The following is a 23,724-nucleotide window of genomic DNA, read 5'->3' on the forward strand; positions in this document are numbered from 1 at the left end:
ATGCGTGCTTGCTGTCTACCAACGAGAAAAAAATAACTATGAGCGTCTACTACACACTCTGCTTCCTGGCAGCGTTGGCGATCTTTATCGCCTTTGCCAACCAGTATGTTGTAAAGATCCAGACCACCATCGCCATCACCGCGGGCTCCATGCTGATCTCCGCACTGATGGTGCTGTTTGGCAAACTGGGTTGGTTCAATCTGGAACCTCTTGCCGTCAAGACCATGGAGAGCATCGACTTCCAGAACTTCCTGCTGAAGGGGATCCTGGGTTTCTTGCTGTTCGCTGGTGGCCTTGGCATCAACCTCAAGGCGCTGCGTAGCCAGAAGTGGGAGATCACCATTCTGGCCATTATTGCCACCGTACTTTCTACCTTCATCATCGGTTACGGCTTCTGGTATATCGCCAAGCTGCTGGGCTGGGAGTTGCCGCTGGTCTACTGCATGCTGTTCGGCGCGCTGATCTCACCCACTGACCCCATTGCCGTACTGGCCATCGTCAAGAAGATGCAGGCGCCCCCCCAGATTGCCATCCAGATCGAAGGGGAATCCCTGTTCAACGACGGTGTCGGTCTGGTCATCTTCGCCACCGTGTTTGCCATCGCCTTTGGCGGTGTCGAACCGACCTTGGGCAGCGTGGCGGGATTGTTTCTGCACGAAGCCCTCGGCGGCATCCTGTTCGGTGCCGTGCTTGGCCTCATCGCCCACGTGATGATCAGCGCCACCGATGACGGCTCCCTCGAGCTGCTGCTGACCCTCTGCATTCCGACCGCCGGTTTTGCCTTTGCCAACATGATCGGCGTCTCCGGCGCCCTGGCCATGGTGGTGACCGGCATTATGATCGGCAACTGGACCCGCCAATCCGGCTTCTCCGAGCAGAGCCGTCATCACCTGGATCACTTCTGGGAGTTGATGGACCAGTTCCTCAACGCCCTGCTGTTCCTGCTGATCGGTCTGGCACTGGTGCTACTGGAACTCGCCTGGCGTGACTGGATCCTGCTGGTCATCGCGGTGCCGCTCTGCCTGGCCGCCCGCTTCATCAGCGTGTCGCTGCCCTATGTGGCTTTCCGTCGATTCCGCAATTACAACACCTTCTCGGTACGGATCCTCACCTGGGGTGGCCTGCGCGGGGGTCTGGCCATGGCGATGGCACTGGCGCTCCCGTCCGGGGTCATGATGATCCCGGAACACGGGGTCGATCTGCGTCAGGTGATCCTGGTGATGACCTACTCGGTGGTGATGTTCTCCATCGTGGTGCAGGGCATGACCATCACCCCGATGATCACCGCTGCCAAGAAGGCCAGTGGCGACTACTGAGTCACCCCGCGGGCACCGATTGCAAAATAAAAGAGGGCTCCCGACGGGAGCCCTCTTTGTTACTTAGTGCTGGTCGTTGATCGTACAAAGAAAAAACGACTTTCATGCAACTCCACCAAATAATTGTTTGCTTTTTATTCATGTCGAGGAGAGAATGCGCACCGGCTAGTTAATCAGCCCTGTTTATGTTTATCCTGCAATGCTTCACCTCACGATGAATCCTGTCAGTTCCCGCATAACCTTCTTCTGATTTACTCGCCTTGAGAACCGTCAGGCTGTCTGCCTGCGTTGCCCGGCTCTCACGGTGCAGACCCGATCTGCCCACCCAAATGAACTATGCATCCGCATATTCCTTTGCGCATTCCTTGAAAAGTGCAGACGCCCCTGAACCGGGCTGGGTATTCCTGCGCGCTTGTCGCTCATACAACCGACCGCGCCCATTGACCTGACATTTGCCAATACAAGGAGCAAACACCTAATTTATATAGAGAAATACCATGATGAAAGCAGTACAAACACACAAGCCTCTGCGTCGCAGCAAACCCATCAACCTGCCTGTGCAAGAGCACGACAATGATGCGTTTCTGATCCAGTTCAGCACCCGCTTCAGCGGCGGTTTCGCCATCTCCTGTGATGGTATCGCTGGCGAGTTCTCCATCGAAGACCTCAACTGATCCTGCCTGCCAACCGGCAGCGCCCGATGCAGACAGGCCGCAACTCACGGCGGCCTCTTTGCTTCTTCCCAAACTATCATTTCATGATTGAAAAGTCAGCCTCGCCGCTGTTCCCCTCTCTGTCGCTTGTCCGACTGATAAACCATACATAACGCCACTTCGCTCACAGATCCCAGTAAAGAAAACCAGCGGAGATAGCTGACACAACAAGTTGTCGTTATAAGGAAGCTCCTTATCTACCGCGCACCAAAAGGCAATCAGATGGCCACGATCAAACAGGTCGCTGCACTAGCCAGAGTCTCGACAGCGACCGTCTCACGGGTGCTTAACAACTCCGCCTACGTTGAACCTGCAACCCGGGAACGGGTTGAGAAGGCGATGCGCACACTCAACTATCGTCGGGATATGGCTGCGGTCGCGCTGGCTAAGCGGAGCGGAAATATGCTTGGTTTGCTAACAGGCAATCTCGCCGACCCCTTCTTTGCCAGATTGGCTCGCGGAGTGGAGGCCATCAGCCGGCAGCACGGTTTTCGCTTGATGGTGTGCAGCGGCTCCCATCAGAGCGAGCAGGAACAATATGGACTCGAGTTCCTGATCAATCAGGGCTGCGAGGCGATCGTTGCCCACACCACTCGCCTCTCTGACGAGCAACTGCTCCGTTACGCCTCCCATATGCCAGCGCTAATCCCCATCAATCGCTATCTGCCAGAGCTGGCTCACCGCAGCGTCTGGCTGGACAACCGGGCAGGCACCAGAGCAGCCATCGATCATCTGGTGACCCAGGGCCATCGTCATATCGGTTTCATCACTTGCGATCTGCCGATCGCCGATCGGCAGCTGCGTCTGGAGGGATACCAGCAAGGAATGTCTCAATATCATCTGGAGATCAAACCAGGCTGGGTTATCAGTCAACCCTTTACCGAGGAGGGAGGCGAGCTGGCCGCTGCACACTTGCTGGCTGAGTGCTCGGAAATCACTGCGGTGCTCACCTTCAACGATGTAATGGCAGCAGGCATGATGGCGCACCTGAGAAAATGCGGGCGACGACTCCCCGAGGATCTGTCGATTATCGGGTTTGATGACATTCTGCTGGCTCGCTATCTCTACCCGACGCTCACCACCCTTCACTACCCCATAGAGACGATGGCCAAACGGGCTGCAGAGCTGGCCATCACCCGCCTGCAACAGCAGGAGCCGGGCCCGGGCCGCCATGAATTCAGCCCTTCACTGGTTATTCGAGAGTCTGTTTCGCCACTGATTCAAGCCCCAATCCTGCGACCATGATCACGTTTCATGACGCCATGTAACCGGTTACATGACCACCATGCAAGGCTCACATTTTCACCAACCTGTTCACCACATAATGGCGACATGTTCTGAAGCGATGGATCCACTGTGATGAAACAAGAGAGAAAAACCCTGACCCTGGGGCTGGCTGCATTACCCATTCTGGTAATGCTCGGGCTCCTGATCGTTGGCTATGTTCTGATGGGACTGCGCATCGAGCCACTGCTCCTGCTGTCCGCCGTCTTCACCGCGCTGCTGGCCTGCTGGCAAGGCTACAGCTGGGACGAGATCATCCAATCCATCGTCCAGAAGCTGGCCAAGGCGATGCCTGTCATCCTTATTCTGGTCTGTGTCGGCGGTTTGATTGGCAGCTGGATGTTCAGCGGCACCATCCCCTACATGGTCTATTGGGGGCTCAAGCTGATTAGCCCGCAGTACATTCTTATCGCGGCTTTCTTCATTACCAGTCTGGTCTCGGTCTGTACCGGTACATCCTGGGGTTCGGCGGGCACGGTCGGGGTGGCCCTGATGGGGGTTGCTCACGGCCTGGATGTCTCTCTGGCTGCCGCAGCCGGTGCCGTGGTATCCGGCGCCTATTTCGGAGACAAGATCTCTCCCCTCTCCGACTCAACCAACTTTGCCGCCATTGTGGCCGATACCACGCTCTACGCTCATATCCAGCATCTGCTCTGGACGACGTTGCCCAGCTTTTTGCTAGCTGCCTGCGTCTTCTTTTTCGCCGGTTTTTCTGCCATCGGGGAAGAGGTGGCCACACCGGAAAAGGTACTTACCATCCTGTCCACGCTGGAGCAGCTTTACCACTTCAACCCTCTCCTGCTGCTGCCCCCGCTGATTGTACTGTGGGGTGCGATCGCCAAGAAGCCCACCATCCCCTTGATGTTGCTGGCCAGCGCCATCGCTATCGGTCTCGGGATCACCATGCAGGGATTGCCGCTCCAGTCCGGTTTCAATGCCCTGATCGACGGCTTCAACCTCACCATGTTTACCCCGCTGGGTCATGACATCAGCCAGCTTATCCCCGATATTCCCCGCTTGCTCAATCGCGGCGGCATGTTCTCGATGATGAGCACCATTCTGCTGGTCTTCTGCGCCTTCTCCTTCGCGGGGGTACTGACGCTGACGGGCGCACTCGACCTCATCATCAATCGCCTGCTGACGCTCATTCACTCCACTGGCCAATTGATCGCCTCAACCATCGCCACCACCCTGCTGGTCACCGGAGCCACCAGCGATGGCAAGCTGGCACTGCTTATCCCGGGCGAGCTGTTTCAGGATGCCTACCGCCGCATGGGGCTGGATACCAAGAACCTCTCCCGCACCATTGAAGATGCGGGCACAGTGATTGAACCCCTGATCCCGTGGACTGCCGCTGGTGTCTATATGGCGGGCACCCTTGGTGTCTCGACGCTCGATTACCTGCCCTGGGCCATTCAATGCTATGCCGCCATCTTCTTCGCTCTTGCCTACGGCTTTACCGGCATCGGCATTGCGCGTACAGGCCAGCAAGAGTTGAGCAGGGAGCCACTGACCATGACTGTGGCCAAGGAGCAATAAGATGTCAGACCATAACTTCGACAGCGTGATTGATCGCCACAATACCAGCTCCATCAAGTGGGACTGCATGCCCCAATACCTTGGCATTGATGGCAGCGACCTGCTGCCGATGTGGGTATCCGATTTCGACTTTGCCTGCCCACCAGCCGTGCAGCAGGCACTGCAACAGCGGGTGGCCCACGGCGTCTTTGGTTACAGCGAACGGCGGGATGACTACTTCACCGCCATGCAACAGTGGTTTGCCCGGCGCCATCAGCTCACCATCGAACGGGAGTGGATCCACTCCATCGAGGGGGTGCTCCCCGGTATTTCACTGCTGTTGCAAATGCTGACACGACCAGGAGAAGGGGTGGTTATCCAGGGCCCCTGCTATGGATCTTTTGCCAAGGTCATCGGTCTGAATGAGCGACGCCTGCTCGACAATCCACTGCAACGCACAGGGAACAGCTACCAGATGGATCTGCCGCAACTAGCTCACCTCTTCAAGGTGGAACGCCCCGCCATGATGATCCTCTGCAATCCCCATAACCCGACCGGCAGAAGCTGGACGCTCACCGAGCTCTATGAGTTGGCAACGCTCTGCCAGCAACACGGCGTGACGCTGGTATCAGACGAGATCTGGGCAGACCTGCAGCTGGATGGACACAGACATACCTCGGTGCTCTCCCTGCCTGCCCATATGTTGCCAAACATGGTGGTGGCGACCTCCGCCAGCAAGAGCTTCGGTCTCTCCTCGCTGCGCATATCCAACTTCATCATTCCGGATCCTGCGCTGCGCCAGCGCTTTAAACAGCGTCTCGACGCCCATGGTCTGGATGTGTTCAATGCGCTCTCCATGGAGGCGGCTACCGCGGCTTATCAACACGGCGAGGCATGGCTAAACGGCTTGCTCGCCTATTTGACGGAAAATCGCCGCTGGTTCGCCACGCAGCTGGCAACCCGGTTGCCGGGTCTGCAACTGATGGACGCCGATGCCACCTATCTTGCCTGGATCGATTGCCGCCAGCTGGAGCTGGATGACGATGAGCTGAAACAGCGGCTTATCGAAGAGGCGAGAGTTGTACCATCGATGGGGATCGGCTTTGGCGAAGGGGGGCAGGGCTTTATTCGCCTCAATCTGGGCTGCCCGCGCAGCTATCTGGAGCAGGCTCTCGATGGCCTGGAGGCGCTGGTCAGCAATACACCGGCCTGAGTGAAGCGAGTTGGGGCTGCACTGCCCCGACTTTTATCTCATGCGCCGCTATAAGTAAGCTCGCAAGCCGTCAACCTTCCATGACAAGATCCGAGAAAACTGAACACTCCTGCCCGAATGTGGTAGTACAGCCCATTAAACACCCAGCCAGAACCATCACAGCTCCTGCTCCAGCAGCAGGCATTCGTCAGCATCTTCGCTCAACTTGACCAGACGGCTGCGTACCAGCCCCAGCTTGGCCAGCAGGCCGATGGAACGCTCGTTGCCCGGAGTGACGATGGCGACCACCTGCCCGATCCCCAGCCGGCTTTTGCCATCGGCAAGGGCGGCCTGCGCCGCTTCAATGGCGTAGCCCTGACCGCGATATTGCGGCAGGAAGGCGTAACCGATATCGACCAGCTCCAGGGTATCGCGCTTGATCAGTCCGCAGATACCGAGGCTGACACCATCCTCCTTGCGCGCCACCAGATAGAGCCCGTGACCATAGCGGGCATAGCTGACTGCCGGCCCCTGCTGGATATACTCCTGCGCCTGCTCCAGAGTGCGGATGCCCCTATCACCGATGAACCGATAGAAATCGCCGTCGTTGAGCAGCTCAAGGATGAAGGGGGCGTCAGTGGCGACAAGTTCACGCAAGCTCAAACGGGAGGAAGCAATCATGGCAAGGGTTCTCAGACGGAAAGTGAAGGGCAAAGAGTGCCCCGCCTCCCTCTGGCTGGCAAGCCTACGGGATGGTGAGTCATAAAAAAGGGCCGCTGTGCGGCCCCTGATGACATGGCTCCCCTGACTCAGGCGGCCAGCAACCCGGCATAACCATTCCCCTGCTCGCGTAGCGCAGTGAACTGGGCGGCACAATCGGCCCAGCTCAATCCGAGCGTGTCTGCCACCTTATGCGGCCACTCGGGCGGTGCCTCTTCACCCACATCGGACTGGGCCGCCAGCACGATGGCCAGATGGACCAGCCCGGCTTCGGTAGAGAACTCCTTGGCCAGCATGGGGTTGTAGTGATACTCCACCGCATTGCAGATGGTCTCGGGAAATTTCCAGTATCTGGCCATGGCTGCCCCGACCTGGGCATAGTTGAAACCGACCACCAGCTCCTCCGCCTTGGCCCGTCCCTTGTGCAACTCCAGATCATGGATGTGATGGACGGTATTTTCCGGCAACCCTACGTGCATCACCAATCGGCCGAGGTCATGGATCAGGGCGCAGGTGAAGACCGCCTCTCCATTCATCCCCTTTTTGATCGCCAGACGGCGAGCGAGCTGGGCCACATTGAAAATGCAGCCCCAGAAATGTTTGAGATCTATGCCGGGCACCACCTTGACCGATTCCGTCAGGCCACAGGCCAGCACCATGTTGCGTACCATCGCCAACCCCAGTCGCACAGCGGCTTCATTGACTGTTCCTATCTGGCGACTGCTGCCAAACTTGGCCGAGTTGGCCAGCCGCAGCAGCTTGGCAGAGATGACGGGGTCCTTGTTGATCAACTTGCTGATCTTGAGCAGATCCGGATCCTTTTCATTAAAGGTCTGGATCAAATCGCGCATCACTTCGGGGATCTGCGGCAGGAGGCGGGGCTCAGCCAGCAGGGAATCTATCGTGGGCATAGGCGTGTCCATCCATGTTATCTGTGTTCCAACCTGTTTGCTGTTTGCCGTGGCAAACGCCTCCTAATTATGGGTAACAAATGGCCTCTTCATCGGATTGTTTATTCGCAGGCTGTTCAAGGTGTTAGCCCCATTCAGGCTATACTGGCCGCCACATTCACTGTTGCGGATATCCCATGAACGACACTCAGGAATTTTTTGACGAAGAGACGCTGCTGGAGATGGTGGAGAACCAGCTCAATGACGGTCACCCGCCCCATGTGAAGGCGACCCTGATGCGGCTGGTCATGAAGGGCGCGCCGCGAGAAGAAGCGCTGCAATATATCGCCTGCGCCCTCGGTGCCGAGTTGATGGCGATGGAGGCCGAACAGGGCCCCTTCAATCTGACCCGCTATGGCGAGTTTCTCGACAGCCTGCCCGAGATGCCGTGGGCTGACTGACACAAGCCGCCCATGGATGGCGGCGATAAAACAGAAGGGCGGGTGCCAATGGCCCCGCCCTTCTTGCATATGTGGAAGGTCAAATGGTTAGAACTGGGAGTTGATGATCACCTCTTCCCCCAGCGCACCTGCCAGCGGCAGTGGCCGGTAGCTGGAGTTGGCGGCCCGCAGCAGACGAATGCCGCGAATGCCGACTTCCTGCGCCGCATTGATATCCCCGTCGGCATCGCCGTAGAAGATCTTCATCTGCTTATCCTTGAGCCACTGCACCTTGGTGTTCTGGCCCGGCTGATCACCGGCAAAGATCACCGGATTGAGCTGGTCGGCCGGAATAGCCATGGTCTGCTGCAGGGTCTGGCTCACGGTTTCGGTCTTGGTGGCCGAGCGACCGGTGACGAAATAGATGTGGTCACCGCGCTTGAGGTGCATGGCGATGAGCGCCTTGCCCACCTCTTTCGGCATGCTGAACGCATCCCAACCGTTGTTCATCTTCTCCCAGAAGGCGGGGTTCTTCAGATAACTTTCGTCGTTGGGCGAGAACTCCTGTTTGCCGCGATAAAAACCGGGGCTGGAGAAGAGCAGGGTATCGTCGATATCAAACCCGACCGCCATCGGGGGCAGGCCATCCAGACTCTTGGCAATCTGCTCCACCGACACCCAGTGGATCGGCGCCTGCTGGGCCAGGGTGACGGTGGTGACACCGGCAGAGACCGGCTGAACGGTTGCGGCTTCACCTGCAACGGCAGGCAGAGAGAGGGCGGCAGCCAGCAAGGAGGCAAGCAGCGCTGGACGAGAGACGTGTTTCATAAGGCAGATTGTCATCTTCAATCAAAAGAGGGGGCCAATAGTGCCCCCATCTCGCCTCTCAAATCTGTGAATGCTCCTGCAAAAGGGAGCATTTGACGCCCGATAATTAATCTTCGATTGGCAGCAGATCGGTAAAGACAAAGCCATCGCGTAGCACTGTCTCGCCGACCCGAATGCCGAGCGGACGGGAGAACATGGGGCCATCATAGGCCAGGGTGTGAAACTCGCCGTTCTCACCGCACGGATCGACCCCTTCCGGCAGCGCCGCCAGCAGCGCCTCATCAAACTCGTGGCCACCCAGGCTGGCATCCAGCCTGTTCGGGTCGAGGGCACTGATCCGCGCCCTCAACCCTGCGGCCACCATCTGCGGCGCCAGTTCACGGGTATTGCTGCCCCACAGCGGGAACAACGGCTCGATGCCGGTGCCTGCCAACTGCTTTTCACGGTAGGCGCGCACATCCTCAAGGAACAAGTCGCCAAAGGCCATATGGCGGATCCCCTGCGCCACCACATCGGCGATAAAACCGGTCATGATGCGGCCGTAATCCTCGTTGCTGCAGGGCCAAGGCAGATCGAGGGTGATGAGCGGCAACCCGACACAGGCGGCCTGTTCGGTCAACAGCTGCTTGCGTACCCCGTGCATCGCCACCCGCTCGAATGCCTGATTGAGGGTGGTAAACAGCCCCACCACCTCGATGGCGGGATCTTGCCGCAACTGATGCAGTGCCCATGCGCAATCCTTGCCGCTGCTCCAGGAAAGCAGCACCCGTTTCTTTTCCATTATTCCTCCGCCAGCGGGACGCTCTGGTTTCCCAAACAATCTGGTTTTCCCAAAAAGGTTGCCCCAAAAAGATGCAAGACTGTGTTGCGAATTGCGCGATTTACACACAACAGGCAGGCAGCATACTCTCGATTTCCTGTATATGCCCCTTGCCCGGGGTGACAATAACTAAAAAAACGATGGAAAACATAAGGATATGACCACAACAGCGCAACAACACGATCACGCCCGCCCCCTCAATCGTCAGGATTACAAAACCCTGAGTCTGGCTGCCCTCGGCGGTGCGCTGGAGTTTTATGACTTCATCATCTTCGTCTTCTTCGCCGTGGTGATCGGCGAGCTGTTCTTTCCCGCCGATATTCCCGAGTGGTTGCGCCAGTTCCAGACCTTCGGCATCTTCGCCGCCGGTTATCTGGCTCGCCCGCTCGGCGGCATCATCATGGCCCACTTCGGCGATCTCATCGGTCGCAAGCGGATGTTCACCCTCAGCATCATCATGATGGCGCTGCCGACCCTGTTGATCGGTCTGCTGCCCACCTATGCGGTGCTCGGCATCGGCGCCCCCATCGCCCTGTTGGGCCTGCGCATCCTGCAAGGTGCCGCCATCGGTGGTGAAGTGCCGGGCGCCTGGGTGTTTGTCGCCGAACACGTCCCGGCTCGTCGGGTCGGGGTCGCCTGCGGCACGCTCACTGCGGGCTTGACGGCCGGCATCCTGCTCGGTTCCCTCATCGCCACTGCGGTCAACAAGAGCCTGTCCCCGGCTGAAGTGAGTGAGTGGGGCTGGCGGGTGCCCTTCCTGCTGGGCGGTATCTTCGGCATCGTTGCCATGTACCTGCGTCGCTGGTTGCACGAGACCCCGGTCTTCGCCGAGATGAAGGCCAACAAGACCCTGGCCGACGAGCTGCCCCTCAAGACGGTGCTGCGCAACCACAAGAGCAGCGTGGTGGTCTCCATGCTGCTCACCTGGCTGCTCTCCGCCGGTATCGTGGTAGTGATCCTGATGACCCCCACCTACCTGCAGAAGGTCTATGGCATTAGCCCAGCCGATGCCCTGACCGCCAACTCGCTGGCCATTGTGGCCCTGACCCTCGGCTGCATCGTCTATGGCCGACTGATCGACCTGCTGGGTAGCGGCCTCACCTTCATACTCGGCTCCCTGCTGCTGGCGGGCTCCAGCTACGCCTTCTATCACGGTCTGGCGGCAGATACGAGCCAGCTGGTGCCGCTCTATATGCTGGCGGGGTTTGCGGTCGGTATCGTCGGCGCCGTGCCTTACGTGATGGTCAACGCCTTCCCGCCGGTAGTGCGTTTCTCCGGCTTGTCGTTCTCCTACAACGTGGCCTACGCCATCTTCGGCGGTCTCACTCCGATGGCGGTGACCCTCTGGATGAAGAGCGACATACTGGCCCCCTCCCACTATGTGGTAAGCCTCTCGTTACTGGGCTGTGCCATCGGCCTCTGGCTCTGGCTCCAGCAACGGGCTATCCGGCAACAGCAACCCCAGCCGGCCTGAGTCCAAGCCCCGAACCCGGTTCGGGGCTTTTTTTGTACTGCCTGTGTTCAGCTTGGCCAACATAAGATAGCCTCCCTCTTGGTTCAGGCGATGTCCTGTTTCAATGGTTTCCCATTCACCCCTGTTATCCGAGGCTCAACATGTTCTTTCAGGTTGTATTTCTCGCCTTGCTGGCGCTGTTACCCATGGTCAACCCGCCCACCACGGCCACCCTGCTGCTGGGGTTGAGCAAGGGGATGTCGCGCGAGCATGTGCGCCGTCAGGTCAAGCTGGCAGCCATCTATCTCTTTTGTACTCTCTGCATCACTTTCTTTATCGGCTCCTCCATCCTGCATCTGTTCGGGATCTCCATCCCGGGTCTGCGGCTGGCAGGTGGCCTGATCATCGGCTTCATCGGTTTTCGCATGCTGTTCCCGGCACCCAGTCAGGCCAACGGGGTCGACATCAACCAGAGCATCGCCTTTGTGCCGCTGACCATGCCGAGCATGTGCGGGCCGGGTACCATGGCGCTGGTGATCAGTGGCGCTGCCCAGATTGCCGCGCTGCCGGCCGAATACGAGCGTCTGCCCATCTATGGCGGTGTGGTAACGGCATTTGCCTTGATGAGCCTGATCAGTTGGGGCGTGCTCAAACTGGCGGACCCTGTCTGCAAGATCCTCGGCACCACCGGCATCGATGCCATGACCCGGATCATGGGCTTCCTGCTGATTTGCATGGGTATGCAATTTTGCATCAATGGCATCAAGGAAGTGGCACAGGATCCAGTATTCCACGGTGGCCATATCGAGCAAACCTCACCCAGGCTACCACAGGTTTCCGGCTCGTTTGATCAGTTGCCGCAAAAGCCCACCAGCTCTGATTGAAAACGGTATCAAAAAGTCCCTGACGATCTGCACTTATCTTGTTCCTGATCATGTTATTGACACACAAATGGGTTAGTTTGTTTTTTATACAGACTGTATTCAGATGGACGCTGATAGGTTTGTTGATGAATACCCACTCAACTTCAGGAGAGTATGCAGATGGACAAGATGCTGACCGAAATAGGGAGCCATAGCCTGTTTCACGAGTACCTGAACGTGGTTGGGATTGCGAGCCCATCCCTCGCCAAGATCGAGCAACGCTGGGAGTACAAGGATCAGGATCAACTGGTTGCCAAGATCCAGGTCGACCAGCAGGGTAATGCCCGCTACTTCATCGACGCTCGCGCCATATCCATCAACTGATACCGAATAACCCGCCAGCCCCGCTCCACCGATCGGGGCTTTTTGTTGCCTGCGATCCCCTGAATGACAAAACCCCGGCAGAGGCCGGGGCTTGATCGCATCGGATTACGCCGCTGCGCGGCTAACCCAACCTACGAGGTGCCACCCACGGTGAGCTGATCCAGCTTGAGGGTGGGCTGACCGACACCGACCGGCACGCTCTGCCCCTCCTTGCCACAGATGCCGACCCCGCGATCCAGCGCCAGATCGCTCCCCACCATAGAAACCTGGCTCATCGCCTCGGGGCCGTTGCCGATCAGGGTCGCCCCCTTGATGGGGGCGGTGATCTTGCCATCCTCGATGAGGTAGGCCTCGGAAGCGGAGAAGACAAACTTGCCGGAGGTGATGTCCACCTGACCGCCGCCGAAGTTGGGGGCATAAATGCCTTTCTTCACCGAGGCGATGATCTCGGCCGGATCGTACTGACCCGCCAGCATGTAGGTGTTGGTCATGCGCGGCATCGGCAGGGCGGCGTAGGATTCGCGGCGGCCGTTGCCGGTGAGCGGCACGCCCATCAGGCGGGCGTTCTGCTTGTCTTGCAGATAGCCCTTGAGGATACCGTTCTCGATCAGCACGTTGTAGCCACCCGGCGTCCCCTCGTCATCAATAGAGACGGAGCCGCGCCGACCCGGCAGGGTGCCGTCATCGACGATGGTGCAGTGCTTTGAAGCCACCTGCTCGCCGATGCGACCAGCAAAGGCAGAGGAGCCCTTGCGGTTGAAATCCCCCTCCAGACCGTGACCCACCGCCTCGTGCAGCAGCACGCCGGGCCAGCCGGATCCCAGCACCACCGGCATGGTACCAGCTGGGGCGTCGATGGCTTCCAGATTGACCAGCGCCTGACGCACCGCTTCGCGCACATAGCCAAAGGCGCGGCTCTCCAGCCCATCCAGTTCGAGGAAATAATCGTAACCGAAGCGGCCACCGCCACCGGCACTGCCACGCTCGCGGCGATCGCCCTTCTCGGCGATCACGGTCACCGACAAACGCACCAGCGGACGCACATCGGCGGCCAGGGTACCGTCTGTGGCGGCCACCAGCACCTCTTCGTAAACACCGCTGATGGAGGCCATCACCTGATTGATGGCGGGGTCCAGACTTCTGGCAAACTTGTCCATCTGTTCCAGCAGGGCGATCTTCTGGTACTTGTCGAGGGTCTGCAGCGGATCCAGCGCCGGATAGAGCAGATTTGCTTCGGTGCGAGCCCACGCCTTCACCTTGCCGTGAGCACCTGCGGCGGCGATGCCGCGAGCGGCGGTCACCGACTGTTGCAGCGCCAGCAGGCTCAGCTCGTCCGAATAGGCGAAGCCGGTCTTCTCGCCGCTGACGGCGCGCACCCCGACCCCCTGATCGATGTTGTAGCTGCCATCCTTGACGATGCCATCTTCCAGCATCCAGGACTCATGCCAGCTGCGCTGGAAATAGAGATCGCCGAACTCCACCTGATGGCTCATCAGGCTGCCGAGCAGTTGCTGCAGGCGCCCTTCATCGAGGTCGTTCGGGGCCAACAGGGAGGCACTAACCTGGCTCAATAGACTCAATCTTCTTCTCCATTCTCGTTACGAGATGTTTTAAATCGTCTTGCCGACGGGTTGGCAACAAGCCACCCCATCACAACAAACGGGTGTGCTCCAGCACGGGCAAACGGCTGCGTTTCAATTTTTCACCACACCATCAGAGCAAACGGGCGTGCTCCAGCACGGGCAAACGGCTGCGTTTCAATTTTTCACCACACCATCAGAGCAAACGGGCGTGCTCCAGCACGAGCAAACGGCTGCGTTTCAATTTTTCACCACACCATCAGAGCAAACGGGCGTGTTGCAGCACTGGCATGGTGCGTTTCAATTCGTCGATAAGCCCAGGCTCCATCTTCGCCAGCACTGTGCCGCGCCCGGACTCTTTGCTCGCCAGCACCCGACCCCAGGGGTCGACCACCATGCTGTGGCCCCAGGTCTGGCGCCCCGTCTCGTGAGTGCCGCCCTGATTGGCAGCGACTACGTAGCACTGGTTTTCGATGGCGCGAGCCCGCAGCAGCGGCTCCCAGTGCGCCTCGCCGGTCACGGCGGTAAAGGCCGCGGGCACCAGCAGCACCTGGGCACCGGCACGGGCCAGCTGGCGGTAGAGCTCGGGAAAGCGCAAATCATAACAGATCGAGAGGCCGAGGGGACCAAAGGGGGAGTCCACCAGCACAGGTGCTTCCCCGGGGCTGAAGGTCTCCGACTCCCGATAGCGACCGTGATTGTCCGCCACATCCACATCGAACAGGTGGATCTTGTGGTAGTGGCCCCTGAGCTCACCGCTTGGGTCAAATATCAGCGAGCTGGTGTGGATATGGTCGGAGCCTGCGATGGTGGTCGGCATAGCTCCCGCCACCAGCCAGATGCCGTAATCTCGCGCCCATTCGGCCAACTGTTGCTGGATCGGCGCGGCTCCGCTCAGATCGGAGCCCATCGCCTCGGCACCATCCAGATAGCCCTGCCGCTCGCCAAACAGGGCAAAGTTCTCCGGCAGCAGCACCAGCAGCGGCCGCTCGGTGGGTAGTGTCGCCAGTTCGACGGCGATCTGCGCCCGGTTATCCTGCCAGTGACGACCAGATACCAGCTGTACTGCGGCTAACCACATGACTCACTCCTTGTCGTGTTCTCGGCTGGGAGGCTGGCTGTCCCGAGCTCTCATGGTGCACTATGGCCTTTCCCCCACAGAGAGAAAGCCTGCCCGTCTCAACGCTGGCTTGGCCCCGCCTGTTTGGGGCTCAGCAGGAAGGGGGTCACCTCTTGTGTCGGCAGGCCGGGGGCAGCGGCATCGACCGCCTTTTTCTGCTGCTGGTTGAGCTTGATGCGAGCCCGATCCCGGCCCGCCTCGACCAGCTTGGGTGCGTTAATCGGACCCGAGACGCGAAAATCGATGCGGGTCACCACATCCACCACCGGCTCCAGCAACTTGGAGAGGGCCAGCACATAGAGCCCCGTGACCGGCGTGATGGAGAAGGCCGCCACCACCGGCAGAGTGCCTCCCAGATTGGGCGAGAAGCTCAGATCAAAGTCCAGCTGCCAGCGCACCAGGTCGGCGATCCCTTCACCGCGCAGATTGCCTGCCGCCCCCTTCATGTAGAAGTCATCGTTGCTGATCTGCCCCTGCTTGATGGTGGCAGAAGCGGACATGGATTCGAAATAGAAGCCCTTGTCGAACACATCGCGAAAATCGAGGCGCAGTTTGCGCAGCAGGGAGTCGAGACTGAGCAGGGAGAGCAGGCGCGCCCCCTTGTCGTTGACCTCCCGCAGGGTGCCCCCCTCCAGCTGATAGTTGGCACTTCCCCACAGGGTCGGCAGACTCAGACGATAGGGTACATCCTGCCAGTTGAGATCAAAGGCAAAGGAGCCGGGGGCATCACCAATGGGCGAGGTGTAGCCGAGCCGCTTGAGCAGCAGCTCGCTGTTGTTGGTGGTCAGCTTGCCGCGGGCGCGGGTCTCCATCCGGTTGCCATCGGCCAGCCAGTCGACACTGCCGGTGAACTGACTGCCCGCCAGCCGCATATCGAGCCCCTTGAGGGTCACCTTGTTGACCCCGGGGACCAGCTCCCCTTTCACTTCACCGAGCGGCAGCTCGCCAAAGCGGCAATCGACACAGCTCATCCGCAGCCAAGGGATCGAGGCCATGATGGCGTTATCCTGCTTCGCATCGGGATCCGGGCTGAGATCCGCACTCTTGCCGGACCAGTAGAGGCGGGCAAACTTGGCATCGACCGGCTGATTGGGGACAACCGGCAGGCGGATCACCCCCATCACGTCGGGGCTGTCGATCATCACCTCGGTCGCCTGATTGGTCGGCCCCACGGTGAAGCGCGCCGCCTTGAGGGTGGCGCTGCCTATATAGGCGCGGGCCAGCTGACCATCGACCCACCACTCCTGCGGCAGGAAGGCGGGGCCGACCACCGCATTACCGGTCTGATTCTGCGCCGGCAGCCACTGCTTGAGCCGGGCCAGCCAGCCGCCCACGTCAGCCTCCTGCTGGTTGATGGCGAGCAACATGGGCGCATCCCGCAATATCCTGGCCCCGGGCTGCCCCACATCGACCCGCACCCGGCTGAGATGCGGCTCCCCCTCGCCGTAGACCAGCCGGGTCTGCATATCCACATCGGCCCCCAGCACGGCGCGAATATCGGCACTGCCGTCGCGGCCGCGCACGGTCACCTTGAACGGCAGTTGCTCCGGCGCCGCCTTGGCCAGCGGCAGCGGCAGATCCAGCCCCATCCCTTGCAGGTTGGAATCGAGCGCCAACTGGAAACTTAACGGTTTGCTCTCCGGCAGCATCAACCCCAGCTTGCCGCCCCAGTTACTGCGGCCGTTGAGGATACCGTATGAGGTGATGACTGCAGGCTGACGTCGGCTATCCCACTGCCCCTTGAAATCGAGGTCGACCTGATAGTGATCCGGATGCTGGCGCCCCTGATAGTTGAGGGTCAGCGGCTGGTTCCACAGGCTTGCTTTGAGATTGCTGAAACGGGTCTGCTCGTTGTCATATTCAAGGCGCCCCTGCACCTTCTCCAATGGCAGATCCAGGCTGGCGACCCGCACCTGGTTGTTGCTGAAGGTGGCATCACCGCTCGCCTTCACCTCGCTCTCGCCATCGAGAGGAATGTCGAGCTTGACCGTTCCGGCCATCGGGCCGCGGATCTCGATCTCCCGCAACGCCTGTCCCACCGAACCGGCCAACGGGGATTCCTGCAGGTAGTCGCTGATGGCCTTTCCCTCCCCTTGCACCCTGGCATCCACATAGAGGTGAGCGCCGGAGGAGAGATCCGGGATCCAGGCATGCACCGAGTCAGATCTCGCCTTGCCGAGCCGGGTGGAGCGACTGCGCATATCGAGACCGGCATTCTGGAACAACAGATCGATCTGCAGGTCGGTGAGCGGTTGCCAACCGGGGAAGAACTGGTAGGTGGCATGCTCAAGGGGCACCGCCACCTGGAAGATGCCATCGCCCTTCTCATAAGGGAAATCCCTGAACTCCCCATACCAGAGCAGGTCGGCCCCCTTGGCCTTGCCCCCCTTGATGGCGCCACTCAGGTAATCCACCAGCCCCTTGTCCATCGCCTGTAGCGGGAAGTAGCGATCGGCATGGCCCGCATTCTTCACATCGATGCGACCGGTCAGAGCGAGGAAGGGGTGCTCGAACAGATCGAGGCGAAAACGGCTGGCCAGAGTCAGGTCCGGGTTATCCAGCGCGATATCCTGCCCGTAGAGCACCCAGCCCTGCGCCTCGCGCCACCAGTCGAGGCGGGCCGAGAAGCGGTTCACCGGGATCGGCACCTTGAAGTGACGGGCGGGATCCACCTTGTCGTTCACCAGCGCCAATCTGGCGCTCCCCCCCTTGGGGGTGAGCCAGAACTCGCCATTCAGATCCTTGACGCCAGGCACATCATGCCAGGCATCCAGAGTGATATTGGTGATCTGGCCGCTGAGGGAGAGATCCTGCCAATCGGCATCGGCCTGCAGGGTCAAATCTGTCAGCTTGCCCTTGGGTCTGGTCTGCTTGAGCAACTCGCTCTGGGCCGGATAAATCGCGGAGATCAGCTGACTCAACTGGGCGAGCTGATCGAGATCGATCTGCGGCACATAGCCCTGCACCCGCTCGTCGAACCGCTCCAGTTGCAACCGGCTGTGCAGCCAGGGCCTGTCATCCAGTGTGAAGACCACATCGTGGCTGGCCAACTGCCAATTCTGACCATCGCGGCGCAGCTGGATCTTGCCGCCGTCAAGGCTAAAACGGTGCATCTCCCCTTTCTTGGGGTCCTTCCAGATCAGATAGTTGTTGCCAAATTCCAGCAGGGTGTTGCCCAGCTTGCCGCTGTCAAACTCGCTCCAGAGCTGGAAGTCGAGCTGACCGGCGACCTTGGGTTCGCCTGCGTGAATTTTGGCCAGGGTCGGGGTGATATCGAGCTGACGCGCCCCCAGATAGAGCTGCCCCTTGAGGCGATCGAGGCGGGCAGTCGGGGCATCCACATCCAGAATCAGATCGATGGTGCTCTCGCCCACCCCGTTGATCAGATAAGCCTTGCCGACCCCCTGATGGCGCTTGCCACGGTTCTGCCAGCGCAACTGGGCAATATCCAGAGCTCGCAACTCACCGAGAGCGGTGGTGACGTTGAGGCGGGTGTTGAGCACATCAAAGGTGGAGAGCTGAGTCAGCAGGAAGCGCAGCAGGGCGCCCTGCTGAGGATCGCCGGAGGGACTGTCATCAGCCGGTTGGCGCAAGTCGAGGGTGATATCGCCGTCGCTGAGGATCAGCTCGCCAAACACCGGTTTGAGCTCGTTGAGGGTGCGCCAGACATCGAGATGCACCCAGGCTTTGCCGAGCTGTACGGTAAAACGCCCCGAATCCGGGGCGATAGCAAGTTGCTGCAACTCGAGGGCTGGCCCTGATTGTGTCCAGTCCAGTCCCACTTGCTCCACACTGACCTTGATTTGCGAATCGCCGAGCAGAGTGTGGATCAGACTCTCCCGATACTGATTCAGCAAAGGACCCCCAACCCGTACCAGCGTAACCAGCATGGCCATCAGTACGAACAGGACCCCGAGGGCCAACCAGCCCCGACTCAGCCAGCGATAGACCAATTACATCATCACCACGTCGAATTGCTCCTGACCACAGAGGGGTTCGCTCACTACCCGCACCTGTTTGCCGATAAACACCTCCAGCTCCGCCAGACTGTGAGACTCCTCGCCGTGGAGGTAGTCGGCCACCGCCGGGGCGGCGTAAACGGTAAACTGATCCGCGTCGTAGGCCCGATTGACCCGGATGATCTCCCGCAGGATCTCGAAGCAGACCGACTCCACCGTCTTGACCCGGCCGCGCCCCTTGCACTCGGGGCACTCGGAGCAGAGCACATGCTCCAGGCTCTCGCGGGTGCGCTTGCGGGTCATCTCCACCAGACCGAGTTGGGAGAAACCGTTGACGTTGGTCTTGGCGCGATCCTTGGACAGCGCCTGCTCCAGACTGTGCAGCACCCGGCGGCGGTGATCTTCCGACTGCATGTCGATGAAGTCGATGATGATGATGCCACCGAGGTTGCGCAGGCGCAGGTGGCGGGCGATGGCCGCCGTCGCCTCGACGTTGGTATTGAAGATGGTCTCTTCCAGATTGCGGTGGCCGACGAAGGCACCGGTGTTGATATCCACCGTAGTCATCGCCTCGGTCTGGTCGATGATGAGGTAGCCGCCGGATTTCAGCTCGACCTTGCGCTCCAGCGCGCGCTGTATCTCGTTCTCCACGTCGTAGAGATCGAAGATGGGGGACTCGCCGGAGTAGTACTCAAGCTTATTGGCCAGTTCCGGCACATACTCCTCGGTGAAGCGCTTGAGCTGGTCGAAGCTCTGGCGCGAGTCGACCCGGATCTTGTCGAGCTCGGCGCCGACGAAGTCGCGCACCACCCGAAAGGCCAGGCTGGGATCTGCGTAAAGGATCTTGCAGGGGGGATACTTCTGCTTGCGCTCGAGGATCTTGCGCCACAAGCGCTTCAAGAAAGCCGCATCCTGCTCCAGCTCCTGCTCCCCCACCCCTTCGGCGGCTGTGCGGATGATGTAGCCACCCAACTCGTCCACATAACCGGCCACGCTGCGCTTGAGGCGCTCCCGCTCCGCTTCGGACTCGATGCGCTGGGAGACGCCGACATGGGCACTGCCCGGCATAAAGACCAGATAGCGGGAGGGCAGGGTAATGTCAGTGGTGAGACGGGCCCCCTTGGTACCCAGCGGGTCTTTCACCACCTGCACCATGATGTCCTGCCCCTGACGGACCAGCTCGGCGATGTTGCCGACCTGGAACTGCTCCTTCTCCTTCACCGCCACACACTCGGTATGGGGCACGATATCGGAGGCATGCAGGAAGGCCGCCTTGTCCATGCCGATATCGACGAAGGCAGCCTGCATGCCCGGAAGCACCCGGCTGATCTTGCCTTTGTAGATGTTGCCCACTATGCCGCGCTTGGCCTGACGCTCCACATGCACTTCCTGCAGCAAACCGTTTTCGACCAGGGCGACCCGGGTTTCGGAGGGGGTAACGTTAACCAGCAGTTCTACCGACATAACTAACCTTGCCTGTTCCAGTTTTGAATTCTTATACAGCCAATCCGGTACAACGCGCGCAAGGAAGAACGCAGCAGAGCACAGCTGACGGAAAATTACTTGTGTTGTTCCTGATGCTGCTTGATCAACAGATCCGTCTCCAGCAGGGGCAGGCCGACCACGGCGCTGTAGCTCCCCTCGATGCGGCTGACAAACTTGCCCGCAATACCCTGAATGCCATAAGCCCCGGCCTTGTCACAGGGCTCACCGGTCTGCCAGTAGGCCTCTATCTCGGCCTCATCCAGCTTGCGAAACACCACGTTGGTGGTGACCAGTCGCACATCGCAGCGCTCGGGGGTGGCCAGCGCCACCGCCGTCATCACCTGATGCACCTTGCCGGAGAGCGCCTCCAGCATATCCTTGGCATCGAGCAGATCGGAGGGCTTCTCCAGCACCCGATCCCCCAGCACCACTATGGTGTCGGCCCCCAGCACCGGCAACGCTGTCGGTGCGCACGCTACGCCAGCCATCGCCTTGTCGCGGGCGAGACGGCAGACGTAATCCTGCGGTTTCTCTCCCTCTTCCCGTTGCTCCGGCACATCCAGTTTCAGCACATCAAAACGATAGCCAAGCTGGGCCAGCAGTTCGTGGCGGCGGGGCGAACCCGAGGCGAGATAGAGTTGCAGTTCTTTGTTTTTGCTCATATTTACCTGATATTGAAGCGGCGCCGCACCTTGCGCAGCACCAAAAACACCCAGGGCCATATTAGCATCGTCGTCAACGTCGACCAAAAGTAGGCGAAGTTAAGGCTGGCCCGACTGAACAGGTGCTCGGCCCAGAATATCGTCAGCTTGCCCACCAGCGACAGACCACCGATGATCAGTGCCTGCTGCCAGAGAGAGAAGTTGCGGATCTTCTGGAACTGGAAGGCGGCCAGATAGGTGGTGATGGCCATGGCCATCGCCCGCACCCCCAGAGTGCTACCGAGCAGCACATCCAGCAGCAGGCCTGCCACCCAGGCGGTGCCGACATTGGTCCGGTGCGGCAAGGCCAGTGCCCAGTAAATCAGCACCATGGCCAGCCAGTCTGGACGGAATGGGTCAAATTCGAAAGGAAGCGGCAGGATCGACAGGCTCAAGGCCAGCAGGATCGAGATCCAGATCCAGATCCTGCCACTTGCGGGTTGCAGCATCAGCGGGTGGCTCCTGCGGCGGAGGCAGCAGGTGCCACCCGCTCGCCCTCATCATCATGCACTTCGGGTTTCTTGTCGGTCCACAGCAGCAGCAAATAGCGCAGCCGATCCAGCTCCACCAGCGGCTTGGCCTCGATCTGGGCGAAGGGTTTGCCCTCCACATACTCGGAGCGGGTCACGGTGGCGACCGGATACCCTTCCGGGAAGCGACCACCCAGACCGGAAGTGACCAGCAAATCCCCCACCTGAATATCGGTGTTGCGCGGCAGGTTGCGCAGCTCCAGCTTGTCGAGCTCGCCACTGCCGGCAGCGATGGCGCGCAGATCATTGCGCAGCACCCGCACCGGAATGCCGTGGCTGAAGTCGGTGATCAGCAGCACGCGACTGGTGGTGGAGCCCACGTGCAGCACCTGACCAATCACCCCCTGATCATTGATCACCGCCTGACCGTTGTAGACGCCATCCAGCGCCCCCTTGTTGATCAGTACCTGATGGCTGAAGGGGTCGGAGTCCACCGACAGCAGCTCGGCCACCATCTTGCGGGACTCTTTGTGCACCGGCGAACCGAGCAACTCACGCAGACGCTGGTTCTCATGTTCCAGATGATCCATCTTGAGCAGGCGCGAGCGCAGGGTGAACAGCTGCTGCTCTTGCTGCTTGGTCTGCTCGATGAGATCGGCACGGGTCTGCACCTGGGTCGACATGGTGTCGAGCAGGGTACCGGGGGCATTGGCCATGTATTGCAACGGGCTGACGAGTGAACTCAGGTAGACGCGGACATGAGTAAACACACCGAAGCGGGAATCCGCGACGATGGCTGCAATGGAGATGATGACGGCGAGAAACAACCGTAACTGAAGCGAAGGGCCTCTACCAAAAATGGGTTTCATGGGTCGTCAAAAAAGAGCCGGCACGCTGGCCGGCTTTGGGTCTTATTCGTAGTGGAACAGATCGCCACCGTGCATATCGATCAGCTCCAGCGCCTTGCCGCCACCACGGGCCACACAGGTGAGGGGATCTTCGGCCACGACGACAGGGATACCGGTCTCTTCCATCAGCAGACGGTCGATATCTTTCAGCAGGGCACCACCACCGGTCAGCACCATGCCGCGCTCGGATATGTCGGAGGCCAGCTCGGGCGGGGACTGCTCCAGCGCCACCATGACGGCAGCCACGATACCGGACAGCGGCTCTTGCAGCGCTTCCAGGATCTCGTTGGAGTTCAGGGTGAAGCTGCGCGGTACCCCTTCGGCCAGGTTGCGGCCACGGACTTCGATCTCGCGCACCTCTTCGCCCGGATAGGCGGAGCCGATCTCGTGCTTGATGCGCTCGGCAGTCGCTTCACCGATCAGGCTGCCGTAGTTGCGACGGACGTAGCTGATGATCGCTTCGTCAAACTTGTCGCCACCGATACGGACGGACTGGGAGTAGACCACACCGTTCAGAGAGATGATGGCCACTTCGGTGGTACCACCACCGATATCCACCACCATGGAACCGGTCGCTTCGGAGACCGGCAGACCGGCACCGATGGCGGCAGCCATGGGTTCGTCGATCAGGTAGACCTCACGGGCACCGGCGCCCAACGCGGACTCCTTGATGGCGCGACGCTCAACCTGAGTGGAGCCACACGGTACACACACCAGCACACGCGGGCTGGGGCGGAAATAGTTGTTGTCGTGAACCTGTTTGATGAAGTGCTGCAGCATCTTCTCGGTCACGTAGAAATCGGCGATCACGCCGTCTTTCATCGGGCGGATCGCGGAGATGTTGCCCGGGGTACGGCCCAGCATCTGCTTGGCGGCATGACCGACAGCAGCGACCGATTTGGCGTTCCCGCGCTCTTGGCGAATGGCGACAACTGAGGGTTCGTTAAGGACGATCCCTTGATCTTTTACATAGATCAGGGTGTTGGCAGTTCCCAAGTCGATCGACAGATCGTTGGAAAAGACGCCTCTGAGCTTTTTGAACATGGCTACGGGAAATCCTAAGAATTTGGAGGTGCAGAA

General features: G+C 59.8%; 21 protein-coding genes. 9 read left to right on the forward strand and 12 right to left on the reverse strand.

Annotation, left to right across the window (positions count from 1 at the left end; translation table 11 throughout):
• Positions 1–38 precede the first annotated feature (38 nt).
• From BN1125_RS13900 to BN1125_RS13915, 5 genes are all read left to right on the forward strand, one after another.
• Positions 39–1,316, forward strand: coding sequence for a cation:proton antiporter (locus tag BN1125_RS13900; RefSeq protein ID WP_042012966.1), 1,278 nt, complete (start codon positions 39–41; stop codon positions 1,314–1,316).
• Between the two features lie 497 nt (positions 1,317–1,813).
• Positions 1,814–1,990: a hypothetical protein gene (locus BN1125_RS19130; RefSeq protein WP_005340085.1), complete on the forward strand. Its 177-nt coding sequence runs from the start codon at positions 1,814–1,816 to the stop codon at positions 1,988–1,990.
• 261 nt (positions 1,991–2,251) lie between these two features.
• Positions 2,252–3,274: a LacI family DNA-binding transcriptional regulator gene (locus BN1125_RS13905; RefSeq protein ID WP_042012968.1), complete on the forward strand. Its 1,023-nt coding sequence runs from the start codon at positions 2,252–2,254 to the stop codon at positions 3,272–3,274.
• Between the two features lie 114 nt (positions 3,275–3,388).
• Positions 3,389–4,852, forward strand: a complete 1,464-nt coding sequence (gene nhaC, locus BN1125_RS13910; protein ID WP_042012971.1) for a Na+/H+ antiporter NhaC — start codon at positions 3,389–3,391, stop codon at positions 4,850–4,852.
• A 1-nt stretch (position 4,853) separates the two neighbouring features.
• On the forward strand, positions 4,854–6,044 hold the full coding sequence (locus BN1125_RS13915) for a MalY/PatB family protein (protein ID WP_042012974.1): 1,191 nt from the start codon (positions 4,854–4,856) through the stop codon (positions 6,042–6,044).
• Between the two features lie 156 nt (positions 6,045–6,200).
• Here BN1125_RS13915 and BN1125_RS13920 read toward each other — a convergent pair whose 3' ends face one another.
• Together BN1125_RS13920 and BN1125_RS13925 are read right to left on the reverse strand one after the other, a co-directional pair.
• Positions 6,201–6,704, reverse strand: coding sequence for a GNAT family N-acetyltransferase (locus BN1125_RS13920; RefSeq protein WP_042012976.1), 504 nt, complete (start codon positions 6,702–6,704; stop codon positions 6,201–6,203).
• A gap of 128 nt (positions 6,705–6,832) precedes the next feature.
• On the reverse strand, positions 6,833–7,654 hold the full coding sequence (locus BN1125_RS13925; protein WP_042012979.1) for an HDOD domain-containing protein: 822 nt from the start codon (positions 7,652–7,654) through the stop codon (positions 6,833–6,835).
• Positions 7,655–7,830: 176 nt separating this feature from the next.
• On the opposite strand from BN1125_RS13925, the gene BN1125_RS13930 reads away from it, so the two are divergent.
• The gene (locus BN1125_RS13930; RefSeq protein ID WP_042012981.1) at positions 7,831–8,094 is read left to right on the forward strand and encodes a hypothetical protein; all 264 of its coding nucleotides are present in this window, start codon (positions 7,831–7,833) and stop codon (positions 8,092–8,094) included.
• Between the two features lie 87 nt (positions 8,095–8,181).
• Here the strand turns inward: BN1125_RS13930 and aphA are convergent, their stop codons facing one another.
• Complete coding sequence (gene aphA, locus BN1125_RS13935) at positions 8,182–8,901, reverse strand: acid phosphatase AphA (RefSeq protein WP_042012984.1); 720 nt, start codon at positions 8,899–8,901, stop codon at positions 8,182–8,184.
• Between the two features lie 106 nt (positions 8,902–9,007).
• Positions 9,008–9,682, reverse strand: a complete 675-nt coding sequence (locus tag BN1125_RS13940) for a Dph6-related ATP pyrophosphatase (RefSeq protein ID WP_042012986.1) — start codon at positions 9,680–9,682, stop codon at positions 9,008–9,010.
• 196 nt (positions 9,683–9,878) lie between these two features.
• Here BN1125_RS13940 and BN1125_RS13945 point away from each other — a divergent pair, with 196 nt between their 5' ends.
• From BN1125_RS13945 to BN1125_RS13955, 3 genes are all read left to right on the forward strand, one after another.
• Positions 9,879–11,195, forward strand: a complete 1,317-nt coding sequence (locus tag BN1125_RS13945) for an MFS transporter (protein WP_042012988.1) — start codon at positions 9,879–9,881, stop codon at positions 11,193–11,195.
• A gap of 140 nt (positions 11,196–11,335) precedes the next feature.
• Positions 11,336–12,058, forward strand: a complete 723-nt coding sequence (locus BN1125_RS13950) for a MarC family NAAT transporter (protein ID WP_042012989.1) — start codon at positions 11,336–11,338, stop codon at positions 12,056–12,058.
• A gap of 159 nt (positions 12,059–12,217) precedes the next feature.
• The gene (locus tag BN1125_RS13955) at positions 12,218–12,421 is read left to right on the forward strand and encodes a hypothetical protein (protein ID WP_042013093.1); all 204 of its coding nucleotides are present in this window, start codon (positions 12,218–12,220) and stop codon (positions 12,419–12,421) included.
• 131 nt (positions 12,422–12,552) lie between these two features.
• On the opposite strand, the gene tldD is transcribed toward BN1125_RS13955, so the two are convergent.
• From tldD to BN1125_RS13995, 8 genes are all read right to left on the reverse strand, one after another.
• On the reverse strand, positions 12,553–14,001 hold the full coding sequence (gene tldD, locus BN1125_RS13960; RefSeq protein ID WP_042012990.1) for a metalloprotease TldD: 1,449 nt from the start codon (positions 13,999–14,001) through the stop codon (positions 12,553–12,555).
• Positions 14,002–14,260: 259 nt separating this feature from the next.
• Entirely contained in the window at positions 14,261–15,082 is an 822-nt protein-coding gene (locus BN1125_RS13965; RefSeq protein ID WP_042012991.1) for a carbon-nitrogen hydrolase family protein, read from the reverse strand.
• A gap of 98 nt (positions 15,083–15,180) precedes the next feature.
• Entirely contained in the window at positions 15,181–19,074 is a 3,894-nt protein-coding gene (locus BN1125_RS13970; protein WP_042012993.1) for a YhdP family protein, read from the reverse strand.
• Positions 19,075–20,544 carry a ribonuclease G gene (gene rng, locus BN1125_RS13975; RefSeq protein WP_042012996.1) on the reverse strand — a complete coding sequence of 490 codons (1,470 nt, stop codon included), beginning with the start codon at positions 20,542–20,544 and terminating at the stop codon, positions 19,075–19,077.
• Between the two features lie 95 nt (positions 20,545–20,639).
• Positions 20,640–21,227: a Maf family protein gene (locus BN1125_RS13980; RefSeq protein WP_042012999.1), complete on the reverse strand. Its 588-nt coding sequence runs from the start codon at positions 21,225–21,227 to the stop codon at positions 20,640–20,642.
• 2 nt (positions 21,228–21,229) lie between these two features.
• Positions 21,230–21,715 (reverse strand): rod shape-determining protein MreD, encoded by a 486-nt coding sequence (gene mreD / locus BN1125_RS13985; protein WP_042013000.1) that lies wholly within the window; start codon positions 21,713–21,715, stop codon positions 21,230–21,232.
• On the reverse strand, positions 21,715–22,605 hold the full coding sequence (gene mreC, locus BN1125_RS13990) for a rod shape-determining protein MreC (protein WP_042013002.1): 891 nt from the start codon (positions 22,603–22,605) through the stop codon (positions 21,715–21,717). The genes mreD and mreC overlap by 1 nt, the downstream gene beginning before the upstream one ends.
• Before the next feature lie 42 nt (positions 22,606–22,647).
• On the reverse strand, positions 22,648–23,688 hold the full coding sequence (locus BN1125_RS13995) for a rod shape-determining protein (protein ID WP_005340051.1): 1,041 nt from the start codon (positions 23,686–23,688) through the stop codon (positions 22,648–22,650).
• Between the last annotated feature and the right edge of the window lie 36 nt (positions 23,689–23,724).

Source organism: Aeromonas fluvialis (assembly GCF_000819885.1).
GTDB classification, from domain to species: domain Bacteria; phylum Pseudomonadota; class Gammaproteobacteria; order Enterobacterales; family Aeromonadaceae; genus Aeromonas; species Aeromonas fluvialis.

Excerpts from the sequence above, each read along its gene's own strand:
- BN1125_RS13900 (WP_042012966.1), top strand. The coding sequence starts at position 39 with ATGAGCGTCTACTACACACTCTGCTTCCTGGCAGCGTTGGCGATCTTT.
- BN1125_RS19130 (WP_005340085.1), top strand. The coding sequence starts at position 1,814 with ATGATGAAAGCAGTACAAACACACAAGCCTCTGCGTCGCAGCAAACCC.
- BN1125_RS13905 (WP_042012968.1), top strand. The coding sequence starts at position 2,252 with ATGGCCACGATCAAACAGGTCGCTGCACTAGCCAGAGTCTCGACAGCG.
- nhaC (WP_042012971.1), top strand. The coding sequence starts at position 3,389 with ATGAAACAAGAGAGAAAAACCCTGACCCTGGGGCTGGCTGCATTACCC.
- BN1125_RS13915 (WP_042012974.1), top strand. The coding sequence starts at position 4,854 with ATGTCAGACCATAACTTCGACAGCGTGATTGATCGCCACAATACCAGC.
- BN1125_RS13920 (WP_042012976.1), bottom strand. The coding sequence starts at position 6,704 with ATGATTGCTTCCTCCCGTTTGAGCTTGCGTGAACTTGTCGCCACTGAC.
- BN1125_RS13925 (WP_042012979.1), bottom strand. The coding sequence starts at position 7,654 with ATGCCCACGATAGATTCCCTGCTGGCTGAGCCCCGCCTCCTGCCGCAG.
- BN1125_RS13930 (WP_042012981.1), top strand. The coding sequence starts at position 7,831 with ATGAACGACACTCAGGAATTTTTTGACGAAGAGACGCTGCTGGAGATG.
- aphA (WP_042012984.1), bottom strand. The coding sequence starts at position 8,901 with ATGAAACACGTCTCTCGTCCAGCGCTGCTTGCCTCCTTGCTGGCTGCC.
- BN1125_RS13940 (WP_042012986.1), bottom strand. The coding sequence starts at position 9,682 with ATGGAAAAGAAACGGGTGCTGCTTTCCTGGAGCAGCGGCAAGGATTGC.
- BN1125_RS13945 (WP_042012988.1), top strand. The coding sequence starts at position 9,879 with ATGACCACAACAGCGCAACAACACGATCACGCCCGCCCCCTCAATCGT.
- BN1125_RS13950 (WP_042012989.1), top strand. The coding sequence starts at position 11,336 with ATGTTCTTTCAGGTTGTATTTCTCGCCTTGCTGGCGCTGTTACCCATG.
- BN1125_RS13955 (WP_042013093.1), top strand. The coding sequence starts at position 12,218 with ATGGACAAGATGCTGACCGAAATAGGGAGCCATAGCCTGTTTCACGAG.
- BN1125_RS13965 (WP_042012991.1), bottom strand. The coding sequence starts at position 15,082 with ATGTGGTTAGCCGCAGTACAGCTGGTATCTGGTCGTCACTGGCAGGAT.
- rng (WP_042012996.1), bottom strand. The coding sequence starts at position 20,544 with ATGTCGGTAGAACTGCTGGTTAACGTTACCCCCTCCGAAACCCGGGTC.
- BN1125_RS13980 (WP_042012999.1), bottom strand. The coding sequence starts at position 21,227 with ATGAGCAAAAACAAAGAACTGCAACTCTATCTCGCCTCGGGTTCGCCC.
- mreD (WP_042013000.1), bottom strand. The coding sequence starts at position 21,715 with ATGCTGCAACCCGCAAGTGGCAGGATCTGGATCTGGATCTCGATCCTG.
- mreC (WP_042013002.1), bottom strand. The coding sequence starts at position 22,605 with ATGAAACCCATTTTTGGTAGAGGCCCTTCGCTTCAGTTACGGTTGTTT.
- BN1125_RS13995 (WP_005340051.1), bottom strand. The coding sequence starts at position 23,688 with ATGTTCAAAAAGCTCAGAGGCGTCTTTTCCAACGATCTGTCGATCGAC.